The sequence below is a fragment of the Aeromonas bivalvium genome, from assembly GCF_046078285.1.
Lineage (GTDB): Bacteria > Pseudomonadota > Gammaproteobacteria > Enterobacterales > Aeromonadaceae > Aeromonas > Aeromonas bivalvium.
Genome location: NZ_JBGXBV010000001.1, coordinates 1345339 through 1357721, shown reverse-complemented (window position 1 = coordinate 1357721; position 12383 = coordinate 1345339). Strand labels below are relative to the sequence as shown.

Genomic DNA, 12383 nt, shown 5'->3' with positions numbered 1-12383 from the left:
TATACCGCCCTGGTTGTATCTTGTTCAAACGATTCAAAAAATCAAAAATAGCGCTTGTCAGTTCAATGTCCTCTGGATATTATCTGCCTCGCTTTCGCAAGGGAGTTCGCCGATGGGAAATCGGAAGCCGTTTGTAGCAGCCAACTGGAAGTTACACGGTAGCAGGTCGCAGTTAGAGCAGTTCACCACCGCTTGCCTCAAGGGGTTGGATGACAAGATTGATACTGTGTTGTGTCCGTCCCATGTGCATCTCGACTTTGTGTCGCGTCTGCTGAGTGATCAGCGAGCGATGAAGTTGGGGGCTCAGAACATGAGTCAGCACCAATCTGGCGCTTATACGGGGGAAGTCTCGTGTGAGATGTTGATTGAGGCAGGATGTCGTTACGTCATAGTAGGGCATTCCGAGCGCAGGCGTCTCTTTGGAGAGACCAGTTTCATCGTGGCGGAGAAGTTCGCTGCGGCCAGGTCGGCAGGGCTGATACCCATACTTTGTCTGGGTGAGTCAGGCGCTGCAAGGCAGGCGAGGCGCACCTTCGAGGTGATAGCCGAAGAGCTGGATATCGTCATAGAGAAGAATGGCGCGATGGCTTTCGATAATGCTATCATCGCCTACGAGCCGATTTGGGCAGTAGGCACAGGTAAATGCGCCACACCCGAGCAGGCACAAGAGGTTCATTCCTTTATTCGTGGTCGCTTGGCGGAGGATACTCCGGTAATAGGTGAGAAAGTAAGAATCATCTATGGTGGGAGCCTGACACCGGCCAATGCGAGAGATTTGTTTGCCCAGCCCGACGTTGACGGCGGTCTGATTGGTGGAGCAAGCCTCGATGACCAGGCGTTTTTAGGAATTGTTGAAGCGGCAAAGGGTGCAAGTTAAATGTACGAGATTCTTTTAGTCGTTTATCTGTTGGTCTCCTTGACCCTCATCGGTCTGGTGATGATTCAGCAAGGTAAAGGGGCTGATATGGGCGCCTCCTTCGGCGCAGGGGCATCGAATACCGTATTCGGCTCCAGTGGTTCAGGGAACTTCCTGACCCGAACAACAGCGATTTTGGCAACTCTGTTTTTTGTCATCAGCCTGCTGCTGGGTTCTATGTCCAGCAACAAGGTGAAACAGGGGAGCGAGTGGGAAAATCTGCAACAAACCCAACAGGTTGAGCAGGTAGAAGCGCCGGTGAAGAAAGATTCCGACGTTCCCAACTGAGTAAGTTTTGCCGTGGTGGTGGAATTGGTAGACACGCTATCTTGAGGGGGTAGTGCTCTAGGGTGTGCGGGTTCGAGTCCCGCCCACGGCACCAATTAAGCAGTGAGCCTGGGTAACCAGGTATATTATGGCCCTTCATTCTTGTACGAAAAGTTTGATAAGGCTATAATCTCGCACGATTTCGGACGCGGGGTGGAGCAGCATGGTAGCTCGTCGGGCTCATAACCCGAAGGTCGTCGGTTCAAATCCGGCCCCCGCAACCAAATTTCACGCCTTCCTTCGCTCAGGAAAGCGGTCGCTGCGAGGCGACAATCAGGGTAAAGCGCCAAGCCCCGATTTGACATCGGGGCTTTTTGTTATGTGCAATTTACTCTGAGTTCGTACTTCATCTGGGCTATATGCCCTTTTTTTGTTTTTTCGGAGGGTAACTTTGGCTACGTTGGAACAGCGTTTGACCGATCTGCTCGAGGCGCCTGTCAAAGCCTTGGGTTTTGAACTTTGGGGTGTGGAGTTTATCCGTGCGGGTAAACACTCGACCCTGCGTGTCTTCATCGACAGCGAGCAGGGTGTGACCGTTGAGCATTGCGCCGAAGTGAGCCGTCAGGTCGGTGCCATCATGGACGTTGAAGATCCCATCACCGAGGAGTATTACCTGGAAGTCTCCTCGCCTGGTCTGGATCGTCCCCTGTTCAAGGTTGCCCAGTTCGAAAAATACGTTGGCCAGGAGGCGGCGGTGCAGCTTCGAATGGCAACAAATAACCGCCGCAAGTTCAAAGGCGTAATCAAAGCCGTGCAGGGGGATACCATCACCCTGACGGTAGACGGTAAGGACGAGCTGTTCGCTTTCACCAATATCCAAAAAGCGAACATAGTGCCGAACTTTGGTTAACGAGGCTATCGGATATGAATAAAGAAATTTTGCTGGTCGTTGACGCAGTGTCAAACGAGAAAGCCGTGCCCCGCGAGAAGATCTTCGAGGCGCTGGAAACTGCGCTGGCGACGGCGACCAAGAAGAAATACGAAGGCGAGATCGAAGTGCGGGTCGAAATCGACCGCAAGACCGGTGATTACGACACCTATCGCCGCTGGGTCGTGGTCGCCGATCAGGCTTCCATGGAGAACGCTTACGGTGAAATCACCCTGGAAGCGGCTCAGATCGATGACCCCGAGATCCAGGTCGGTGACTATGTAGAAGATCAGATTGAATCTGTTACCTTCGATCGCATCACCACCCAGACCGCCAAGCAGGTTATCGTGCAGAAAGTGCGCGAGGCCGAGCGTTCCCAGGTCGTTGACCAGTTCAAGGACAAGGAAGGCACCATCATCAGCGGTGTGGTCAAGAAGAGCAACCGCGACAACGTCATCCTGGATTTGGGCAGCAACGCCGAGGCGGTGATCTTCCGTGACGACATGCTGCCGCGCGAGACCTTCCGCCCGGGTGACCGCATCCGTGGTCTGCTCTACGCCGTGCGTCCGGAAGCCCGTGGCTCCCAGCTGTTTGTCAGCCGCTCCAGCCCGGACTTCTTGAAAGAGCTGTTTCGCATCGAAGTGCCGGAGATCGGCGAAGAGATGATCGAAATCATGGGCGCCGCCCGTGATCCGGGTTCCCGCGCCAAGATCGCGGTCAAGACCAACGATCGTCGTATCGACCCGATCGGTGCCTGCATCGGCATGCGTGGCGCCCGTGTGCAAGCCGTCTCCGCCGAGCTGAGCGGTGAGCGTGCCGACATCGTGCTGTACGATGACAACCCGGCCCAGTACGTGATCAATGCCATGGCGCCGGCCGATGTGGCCTCCATCATCGTCGATGAAGACAACCACACCATGGACATCGCCGTGGAAGCCGCCAACCTGGCCCAGGCCATCGGCCGCAACGGCCAGAACGTGCGTCTGGCTTCCCAGCTGACCGGGTGGGAGCTGAACGTGATGACCGTCGAGGACATGCGTGCCAAGCACCAGGCCGAGAACGACCGCATCATGAACCTGTTCACCAGCACCCTGGACATCGACGACGATTTCGCCGGTCTGCTGATGGAAGAGGGCTTCTCTACCCTGGAAGAGATCGCCTTCGTCCCGGTCAACGAGCTGCTGGCCATCGACGGTCTGGATGAAGACATGGTCGAAGAGCTGCGCACCCGTGCCAAGGATGCCCTGACCACCAAGGCCCTGGCCAAAGAAGAATCGTTCGAAGGCGTCGAGCCTTCCGAAGAACTGCTCGGTCTCAAAGGCCTGGATCGCGAACTGGCCTATGCCCTGGCTGCACGCGGTATCGGCAACCTGGAAGATCTGGCAGAGCAAGGCATCGATGACCTTGCAGACATTGAAGGGCTGACGGCTGAGAAAGCCGGTGAGCTGATTATGGCTGCTCGCAATATCTGTTGGTTCGGGGAAGAGCAGTCCAGTTAAGATCAAACGGAGGAAAATGAATGGCAGAAGTATCAGTCAAACAACTTGCCACTGACATCGACACACCGGTTGATCGTCTTCTCCAGCAGTTTGTCGATGCCGGTATCAGCAAGAACAAGGCCGACGATCTGGTCAGCGAGTCCGAGAAGCAGACTCTGCTGGCCCATCTGAAGAAACAGCATGGAGGTGACGAGGTCACCGCACCTGCCCGCATGACCTTGCAGCGCAAGACCAAGAGCACCCTGAGTGTTCAAGGCACTGGCGGCAAGAACAAGGAAGTGCAGGTAGAAGTGCGCAAGTCTCGCACCTATGTAAGACGTTCGGCGCTGGAAGATGAACAGCGTCAGGCGGAAGCCGAGGAAAAAGCGCGTTTGGAAGCAGAAGAAAAAGCCCGTCACGAGGCCGAAGAGAAGGCTCGTCGTGAGGCTGAGGAGAAGGCTCGCCTGGCGGCTGAGCAGGCTCGTCGTGAAGCTGAGGAAAAGGCGCGCATCGAGGCACAATCAAAGGCCAGGCAGGCTCAGCAGCCCGCCAAAGCAGCCGGTAGCACAGCTCAGCAAGAGGCAGAAAAGATGGCCAAGCGCGAAGCAGAAGAACTGAAGCGCCAACAGGAACAGACAGCTTTGCAAAAAGCTGAAGCACTCGCCGCTCAGAAAGCCGAAGAGGCTCGTCTGATGGCGGAACAAAATGCGGCCCGCTGGGCCGAGGAAGAAGCCGCTCGCGCCAAAGAGAGCAGCGACTACCACCTGACCACCAACAAGCATGCTCAGGCAGCCGAAGACGAACTGGATCGCAAAGAAGAGACCAGCCGTCGCACCGCCGCCGCCGCCAAGGGTCCGAAGAAACCGGGCCGTCGCGAGGACGATCGCAACTCCCGCGATCCCCGTGCCCGCAAGGGCAAGCGTGGCAAGATGGCCATGCCCAACGCCATGAAGCACGGCTTCAACAAGCCGGCCGCCGTGGTCAACCGTGACGTCGTCATCGGCGAGACCATCACAGTGGCGGAGCTCGCCAACAAGATGGCCGTCAAGGGTGTCGAAGTCATCAAGGCGATGATGAAGATGGGCGCCATGGCCACCATCAACCAGGTCATCGACCAGGAAACCGCTCAGCTGGTTGCCGAGGAGATGGGCCACAAGGTGGTACTGCGCCGCGAGAACGAGCTGGAAGAGGCGGTACTGAGCGATCGTGACGAGACCTCCGAAGCCAAGCCGCGCGCGCCGGTCGTGACCATCATGGGTCACGTCGACCACGGCAAGACCTCGCTGCTGGACTACATCCGCAAGGCCAAGGTCGCCGCGGGCGAAGCCGGTGGCATTACCCAGCATATCGGTGCTTACCACGTCGAGACCGACAGTGGCATGATCACCTTCCTGGATACCCCGGGTCACGCCGCGTTCACCTCCATGCGTGCCCGTGGTGCCAAGGCGACCGACATCGTTGTTCTGGTGGTGGCTGCCGATGACGGCGTCATGCCGCAGACCATCGAAGCCATCCAGCACGCCAAGGCGGCGGAAGTGCCCCTGGTGGTGGCGGTCAACAAGATCGACAAGCCCGAAGCGGATCCGGATCGCGTCAAGACCGAGCTGGCCCGTTACAACGTCATGTCCGAAGACTGGGGTGGCGATTGCCAGTTCGTCCACGTCTCCGCCAAATCCGGCGAAGGCATCGACGAGCTGCTGGAAGCCATCCTGATCCAGTCCGAAGTTCTGGAGCTGAAAGCGGTCGTCGATGGCATGGCCAATGGCGTCGTGATCGAATCCTTCCTGGACAAGGGTCGTGGCCCGGTTGCCACCGTCCTGGTACAGGAAGGGACCCTGCGTCAGGGCGACATCGTGCTGTGCGGTCTCGAGTACGGCCGGGTGCGCGCCATGCGTGACGAACTGGGTCGCGAGATCAAGGAAGCGGGTCCGTCCCTGCCGGTGGAAATCCTGGGTCTGTCCGGGGTGCCGTCAGCTGGTGACGAAGCCACTGTCGTGCGTGACGAGAAGAAGGCCCGTGAAGTGGCGCTCTATCGTCAGGGCAAGTTCCGCGAAGTCAAGCTGGCTCGCCAGCAGAAGGCCAAGCTGGAGAACATGTTCGCCAACATGACCGAGGGCGAAGTGTCCGAAGTGAACGTGGTGATCAAGGCCGACGTACAGGGCTCCGTGGAAGCTATCTGCGATGCACTGGTCAAGCTCTCCACCGAAGAGGTCAAGGTCAAGATCGTGGGCTCCGGCGTGGGTGGCATCACCGAAACCGACGCGACCCTGGCTGCCGCCTCCAGCGGTATCCTGGTGGGCTTCAACGTCCGTGCCGACGCCTCTGCCCGCAAGGTCATCGAGGCCGAGAACCTGGATCTGCGCTACTACTCCGTCATCTATGACCTGATCGACGAAGTGAAGCAGGCCATGAGCGGCATGCTGGCTCCCGAGTATCGTCAGGAGATCATCGGTCTGGCTCAGGTCCGCAGCGTGTTCAAGTCGCCGAAATTCGGCGCCGTTGCAGGCTGTATGGTCACCGAAGGTGTGGTCAAGCGCTCCAACCGTATCCGTGTTCTGCGTGACAACGTGGTCATCTATGAAGGCGAGCTGGAATCCCTGCGTCGCTTCAAGGATGACGTCAACGAAGTCAAGAACGGCTACGAGTGCGGCATTGCGGTCAAGAACTACAATGACGTGCGTGAAGGCGACCAGATCGAAGTTTACGAGACTGTTGAAATCCAACGGACTCTGTAAGCCGAGAGCAAGACAGAATAGGGGGCTGAGGCCCCCTTTTATCGCAGGATAGAATATGGCCAGAGAATTCAGCCGGACCAACAGGGTCGGCCAGCAGATCCAGCGCGAAATTGCGCTCATTCTGCAGCGCGAGGTGAAAGACCCGCGTATCGGCATGGTAACCGTCTCGGACGTGGAAGTGTCCAAGGACCTCAACTATGCCAAGGTTTACGTCACCTTCTTGCAGCTCGACAGCGATGCCGATCGCATCAAGGAAGGGCTCAAGGGCCTGACCGAGGCCGCCGGTTACATCCGCAGCCTGCTGGGCAGTGCCATGCGTCTGCGGGTGGTGCCCGAGCTGCATTTCTACTACGACCAGACCCTGGTCGAGGGGATGCGTCTCTCCAACCTGGTGACCAACACAGTGCGTGACGACAAGCGTCGCATGGCCGAAGCCGGCCGTGAAGACGAAGCGCCCGCCGCCGATGACAAGACAGAGGATAACGCCTGAGATGTCTCGTAGACGTCGTTTCAAGGGCCGTGACGTACACGGCATCCTGCTGCTGGACAAGCCGACCGGGCTGACCTCCAACGATGTGTTGCAGAAGGTCAAGCGCATCTACAATGCCGCCAAGGCCGGCCACACCGGCGCCCTGGATCCCCTGGCGACCGGCATGTTGCCGATCTGCCTCGGCGAGGCCACCAAGTTCTCCCAGTACCTGCTGGAAGCGGACAAGCGCTATGAGGTGACCGCCAAGCTGGGCGAGCGCACCAATACCAGCGATTCCGACGGCGAAGTGGTCTCCACCCGCCCGGTGAATGTGGCCGTTGGCACCCTGATCGAGGCCCTGGACCAGTTCCGCGGCCCCATCATGCAGGTGCCGTCCATGTATTCGGCCCTCAAGCACAATGGTCGCCCCCTCTACGAATATGCCCGCGAAGGCATCGAAATCGAGCGGGAAGCGCGCCCCATCACCATCTTCGAACTCAAGCTGATCAGCTTTGAGGGGGACGAGGTGAAACTGGAGGTGCACTGCAGCAAGGGCACCTACATTCGCTCCCTGGTGGACGATCTGGGGGAAGTGCTCGGCTGTGGCGCCCACGTCACCGCCCTGCGCCGCACCCAGGTGGCAAGCTATCCCTACGAGCGGATGCTGACCCTGGAGCAGCTCGAATGCATCTTCGAGCAGACCAAGGCCGAGAGCGTGCCGCCCCGGGAGCAGCTGGATCCCCTGCTGCTGCCGATGGACACGGCGGTGGCCTCCCTGCCCGAGGTGAACATGATGGCGGTGATCGCCGCCTATGTGAACCAGGGCCAGGCGGTCCAGGTGCCGGGTGTCCCCGCCAGCGGCCAGGTCCGCATGACGGTCGGCCCCGAGCGCGAATTCATCGGCGTGGGCGAGATCGACGACGAAGGGCGGGTTGCCCCCAAGCGTCTGGTTCGCTATCACGACGAGGAGTAATGGCGGCAGGGCGGCGGGCGAGTTAGCCATTGCGTTACGCGCCCGCTGCGATTATGATACCGCCCTCATTTCACGGCTGAATTAGAGATTGGCTGTGAACCTTTAAACACTCTATCGGAGTAATACCATGTCTCTAAATGCTGAGATCAAAGCTCAAATCGTTGCTGACAACGCTCGTGGCACCAACGACACCGGCTCCCCCGAAGTGCAAGTTGCCCTGCTGACTGCCCAGATCAACCATCTGCAAGGTCACTTCAAAGAGCACTCCAAGGATCACCACGGTCGTCGCGGTCTGCTGCGCATGGTTTCCCAGCGTCGTAAGCTGCTGGACTACCTGAAGCGTAAAGACGTTCAGCGTTACGCTGCTCTGATCGCCAAGCTGGGTCTGCGTCGTTAATCGACCATCAGATTTTGCGAAAAAGGGGAACCGCGAGGTTCCCCTTTTTTTGGTCTTGCCAAGTGGTTGTCTTGCCACTCAATTCATGTAACCGCTTACGTTTTGGCTCGGATCAAGTATACTTGCTCGCGAATTTAAAGAGCCAAATTGTCAAAAGGAAATTCACGTGAATCCTATTGTAAAGTCATTCCAGTACGGTCAACACACCGTCACACTGGAAACCGGTGTGATGGCCCGTCAAGCCACTGCGGCCGTCATGGTCAGCATGGACGATACCTGCGTATTTGTGACCGTTGTTGGCAAGAAAGAGGCCGACCACGGCCGCGATTTCTTCCCGCTGACCGTCAACTATCAGGAGCGTACCTATGCTGCTGGTCGCATCCCGGGTGGTTTCTTCCGTCGTGAAGGCCGTCCCAGCGAAGGCGAGACCCTGATCTCCCGCCTGATCGACCGCCCCATCCGCCCGCTGTTCCCGGAAGGCTTCCTCAATGAGGTTCAGGTGGTTGCCACCGTCATGTCCGTCAACCCGGCCGTGTCCCCTGATATCGTTGCCATGATCGGTGCCTCCGCGGCGCTGGCCATCTCCGGCATCCCGTTCGGTGGCCCGATTGCCGCCGCCCGCGTCGGTTACATGAACGGCCAGTACGTGCTGAACCCGACCACCACAGAACTGCCCCAGAGCGATCTGGATCTGGTGGTTGCCGGTACCGCCAATGCGGTGCTGATGGTGGAATCCGAAGCGGCCATCCTCTCCGAAGAGGTGATGCTGGGCGCCGTGGTCTTTGGTCACGAGCAGATGCAGGTGGTGATCAACGCCATCAACGAATTCGCCGCCGACGTGGGCACCCAGCCGTGGGATTGGACCCCGCCTGCGGTCAACGAGGCCCTGAAAGCCAAGATTGCCGAGCTGGCCACAACCGAACTGGGTGAAGCCTACCGCATCACCGAGAAGGCCGTGCGTTACGCCGCCATCGGCGCCATCAAGGCCCGTGTGGTCGAGCAAGTCATCGCCTCCGGCGTGGAAGAAGACGCCAAGAAGATCGGCGAAGAGTTCCACAGCTTGGAGAGCCGCATCGTCCGTGGCCGCGTTGTACGTGGCGAGCCGCGTATCGATGGTCGCGATCCCGAGATGATCCGTGCCCTGCACGTGGGCACCGGCGTGCTGCCGCGCGCTCACGGCTCCGCCCTGTTCACCCGTGGCGAGACTCAGGCCATGGTAGTCGCGACCCTGGGTACCGAGCGTGACGCCCAGAACATCGACGAGCTGACTGGCCACCGTGCCGACCGCTTCATGCTGCACTACAACTTCCCGCCGTACTGCGTCGGCGAGACCGGCATGATGGGCAGCCCCAAGCGTCGCGAGATCGGTCACGGCCGTCTGGCCAAGCGCGGCGTGGCCGCCGTGATGCCGAGCGCCGCCGAGTTCCCGTACGTGGTGCGTGTGGTCTCTGAAATCACCGAATCCAACGGCTCCTCCTCCATGGCTTCCGTCTGTGGTTCCTCCCTGGCGCTGATGGATGCCGGTGTGCCGATCAAGGCCTCCGTTGCCGGTATCGCCATGGGTCTGGTGAAGGAAGAAGAAGGTTTCGTGGTGCTGTCCGACATCCTGGGTGACGAAGATCACCTGGGCGACATGGACTTCAAGGTGGCCGGTACTACTCAAGGTATCACCGCGCTGCAGATGGACATCAAGATCGAAGGCATCACCAAGGAGATCATGGAGATTGCCCTCAAGCAAGCCCGTGGTGCTCGCCTGCACATCCTGAAGGTGATGGACGAAGCCATCCAGGCGCCCCGTGCCGAAATCTCCGATTTCGCCCCGCGCATCCACACCATCAAGATCAATCCCGAGAAGATCAAGGATGTCATCGGCAAGGGCGGTTCCGTGATCCGTGCCCTGACCGAAGAGACCGGCACCAACATCGAGCTGGATGATGACGGTACCGTCCGCATCTCCGCCGTGGCCAACGAAGCCGCCATGGAAGCCATTCGTCGCATCGAGGCCATCACCGCCGAGATCGAAGTGAACCGCATCTATGAAGGCAAGGTGGTGCGTCTGGCCGACTTTGGCGCCTTCGTCAACATACTGCCGGGTAAAGACGGTCTGGTGCACATCTCCCAGATCACCGACGCCCGCGTCCAGAACGTGGCCGACCATCTGGCCATCGGTGACCTGGTCAAGGTGAAGGTACTGGAAGTGGATCGTCAGGGCCGTGTGCGTCTCTCCATCAAGGAAGCGAATGCACCGACCGAGGCCGCCGTACCGGCTGCCGACGTGGCCGTTGCCGCCGAAGAGCCTGCCGCCGAATAAGGCGAGTCCAGGGTGAAGAAGCCGACCTCAGGGTCGGCTTTTTTTTGCCCGGATATGGCTGACGTCTTCTTGTTGCCGGATGGGTTGTTTCTTTTGAGGCTCATTGCTATAAGGGACGACCGCCCTCAGCCGTCATAAGGAGATGCTTCATGTCGTGGGCCTATCTCAGGCAATTCCCCATCCTGGTCTGGATCGTCATTCTGGGTACCTTCATGGTACGCACCAGCTTCTTCATGGTGTGGCCCTTTCTCTCCATCCTGCTCTATCGCGACTATGGGCTCTCTGCGACCCTGATCGGCCTCATCCTGGGGGCCACGACGGCGCTCTCGACCCTGATCGGCTTCTATGGTGGCTGGCTCTCGGACAAGTGGGGGCGACGCAGCATACTGCTGTTCGGCTGTCTGGTGTCGGCGGCGAGTTTCGCCCTGCTTGGCCTCTCCCATCAGGTGAGCTGGCTGGCGCTCGGGGTGATCGGCAGCGGCCTCTCCTACGGCCTCATCGACTCGCCGGGCAAGGCGCTGATGGCCGACAGCCTGGCCGAGCCCAAGGCCCGCGAGCTGGCCCTGCACCTGCGCTACTTTCTGCTCAACCTGGGCGCGGCCCTCGGCCCTCTGATCGGGGTCAGCTATGGCCTGAGCGCGCGCCAGGAGACCTTCCTGCTGCTGGGGGCCAGCTATCTGCTGCTTGGTCTACTCTTTGTCATGGGATTCAGGCTTTCCCCCTGTCAGAGCATCAGCCCCTCGGGCCCCGGCATGCGCGCCGTGCTGCGGGTACTGGGGCGAGATCGTGCCTTCCTGCTGCTCACCCTGGCCAACCTCCTGCTGATGCTGGTTTACGCCCAGTTCGAATCGCCACTGATCCAGTATCTGACCCGGGCCGGCACCCCTGAGGTGGCGCGGCTGGTCGGCCTGCTGGTGACCACCAATGCGCTCACCATAGTGCTGCTGCAATTTCCGCTGCTCCATCTCACCGCGCGCTGGCGCATCAAGCACAGGTTGCAGCTCGGGGTGGCGCTCTTTCTCGGTGCCCAGCTGCTGTTCGCCCTCGGGAATACCGCCATCTGGTGGCACTGGATAGTGGCGGTGATCCTGCTGAGCGTGGGGGAGTGCATCCTCTTTCCCTTGCTCAATGTGCTGATCGATCAGATGGCGCCGGCGCACCTCAAGGGCAGCTATTTCGGCGCGGCCTCCCTGTCCGGGCTCGGCGTGGCCATGGGGGCCTTGCTGGGGGGCTGGATGATAGCCCATTGGGGCGGTGGCTGGCTCTACGGGGTCATGGCCCTGCTCTGCCTGGGCATCCTGATCCTGTACGAGGCCAGCGCCCGGGTGGCTCGCCCCGAGGCGGCCAGCCCCTGTCCCGGGGAGGGATAGCGGGCGGCCTTGCCTGCCTGAGACAAGCCAAAGGGCTGCGTCAGAAGGTGAGAACCTTGTCCGCCGCCAGGGACCATTGGGCCAGCAGGGGCAGCGTACCTATCTCTATGTCCTCGATGAGGGGCAGGGCCGTGATGCCGCGCGCATCGGTGCAGCTCTTGCACAGGCGGATGGTGCAGCCCTGGGCCAGCAGTATCTCCAGCATCTGGCGCAGGTTGTAGCCCTCGGCTGGGGCCTGGCCCGCGAGGGCGGCCCCGACGGCGTCGGACATCAGGAAGAGTTGCAGGCTGGCACCGCCCTGCTCGCCCAGAGCGATGGCGAGGCGCAGGGCATTGAACAGGGATTCGCTGCCGTAGGGGGCGCCGTTGGCAATGATGACAATACGTTGGATCATCAGGGACTCCTTGATGGAAACCGCCATTGTAGCCCGGCCGTATTTGGCCTGACGTGATGTCGCACAAACTCTGTCGTAGCACTTTTCCCGTGGCTTGACCCTGACGAGTGAGTACGGTCTGATAGGCGACCATCAAACATGACAG

Annotated in this window: 11 protein-coding genes and 2 tRNA genes; 12 read left to right on the top strand and 1 reads right to left on the bottom strand. The window is 59.7% G+C overall.

Annotation, left to right across the window (positions count from 1 at the left end; translation table 11 throughout):
• Positions 1–112 precede the first annotated feature (112 nt).
• From tpiA to ACEUCR_RS06095, 12 genes are all read left to right on the top strand, one after another.
• A complete protein-coding gene (tpiA, locus tag ACEUCR_RS06150) occupies positions 113–877 on the top strand; it encodes a triose-phosphate isomerase (protein WP_408788813.1) in 765 nt (254 codons plus the stop codon).
• Positions 878–1204, top strand: coding sequence for a preprotein translocase subunit SecG (gene secG / locus ACEUCR_RS06145; protein WP_041995708.1), 327 nt, complete (start codon positions 878–880; stop codon positions 1202–1204).
• A gap of 9 nt (positions 1205–1213) precedes the next feature.
• Positions 1214–1298 (top strand) — tRNA-Leu (locus ACEUCR_RS06140).
• A gap of 92 nt (positions 1299–1390) precedes the next feature.
• Positions 1391–1467 (top strand) — tRNA-Met (locus tag ACEUCR_RS06135).
• 167 nt (positions 1468–1634) lie between these two features.
• A complete protein-coding gene (rimP, locus tag ACEUCR_RS06130; protein WP_041995711.1) occupies positions 1635–2093 on the top strand; it encodes a ribosome maturation factor RimP in 459 nt (152 codons plus the stop codon).
• A gap of 14 nt (positions 2094–2107) precedes the next feature.
• The gene (gene nusA / locus ACEUCR_RS06125) at positions 2108–3610 is read left to right on the top strand and encodes a transcription termination factor NusA (protein WP_041995713.1); all 1503 of its coding nucleotides are present in this window, start codon (positions 2108–2110) and stop codon (positions 3608–3610) included.
• 20 nt (positions 3611–3630) lie between these two features.
• Entirely contained in the window at positions 3631–6324 is a 2694-nt protein-coding gene (gene infB / locus ACEUCR_RS06120; RefSeq protein WP_041995716.1) for a translation initiation factor IF-2, read from the top strand.
• 55 nt (positions 6325–6379) lie between these two features.
• Complete coding sequence (gene rbfA / locus ACEUCR_RS06115) at positions 6380–6814, top strand: 30S ribosome-binding factor RbfA (protein ID WP_408788810.1); 435 nt, start codon at positions 6380–6382, stop codon at positions 6812–6814.
• A gap of 1 nt (position 6815) precedes the next feature.
• On the top strand, positions 6816–7766 hold the full coding sequence (gene truB / locus ACEUCR_RS06110; RefSeq protein WP_392443424.1) for a tRNA pseudouridine(55) synthase TruB: 951 nt from the start codon (positions 6816–6818) through the stop codon (positions 7764–7766).
• A 127-nt stretch (positions 7767–7893) separates the two neighbouring features.
• Positions 7894–8163: a 30S ribosomal protein S15 gene (gene rpsO / locus ACEUCR_RS06105; protein WP_041995725.1), complete on the top strand. Its 270-nt coding sequence runs from the start codon at positions 7894–7896 to the stop codon at positions 8161–8163.
• A gap of 166 nt (positions 8164–8329) precedes the next feature.
• Positions 8330–10474, top strand: a complete 2145-nt coding sequence (gene pnp, locus ACEUCR_RS06100; RefSeq protein ID WP_408788808.1) for a polyribonucleotide nucleotidyltransferase — start codon at positions 8330–8332, stop codon at positions 10472–10474.
• Positions 10475–10623: 149 nt separating this feature from the next.
• Entirely contained in the window at positions 10624–11844 is a 1221-nt protein-coding gene (locus tag ACEUCR_RS06095; protein ID WP_408788805.1) for an MDR family MFS transporter, read from the top strand.
• 40 nt (positions 11845–11884) lie between these two features.
• Here the strand turns inward: ACEUCR_RS06095 and ACEUCR_RS06090 are convergent, their stop codons facing one another.
• Entirely contained in the window at positions 11885–12238 is a 354-nt protein-coding gene (locus tag ACEUCR_RS06090; RefSeq protein ID WP_408788802.1) for a DsrE/DsrF/TusD sulfur relay family protein, read from the bottom strand.
• Positions 12239–12383: the final 145 nt, after the last annotated feature.

Coding starts and splice junctions, on each gene's coding strand:
- tpiA (WP_408788813.1), top strand. CDS start 113: ATGGGAAATCGGAAGCCGTTTGTAGCAGCCAACTGGAAGTTACACGGT.
- secG (WP_041995708.1), top strand. CDS start 878: ATGTACGAGATTCTTTTAGTCGTTTATCTGTTGGTCTCCTTGACCCTC.
- nusA (WP_041995713.1), top strand. CDS start 2,108: ATGAATAAAGAAATTTTGCTGGTCGTTGACGCAGTGTCAAACGAGAAA.
- infB (WP_041995716.1), top strand. CDS start 3,631: ATGGCAGAAGTATCAGTCAAACAACTTGCCACTGACATCGACACACCG.
- rbfA (WP_408788810.1), top strand. CDS start 6,380: ATGGCCAGAGAATTCAGCCGGACCAACAGGGTCGGCCAGCAGATCCAG.
- truB (WP_392443424.1), top strand. CDS start 6,816: ATGTCTCGTAGACGTCGTTTCAAGGGCCGTGACGTACACGGCATCCTG.
- rpsO (WP_041995725.1), top strand. CDS start 7,894: ATGTCTCTAAATGCTGAGATCAAAGCTCAAATCGTTGCTGACAACGCT.
- ACEUCR_RS06095 (WP_408788805.1), top strand. CDS start 10,624: ATGTCGTGGGCCTATCTCAGGCAATTCCCCATCCTGGTCTGGATCGTC.
- ACEUCR_RS06090 (WP_408788802.1), bottom strand. CDS start 12,238: ATGATCCAACGTATTGTCATCATTGCCAACGGCGCCCCCTACGGCAGC.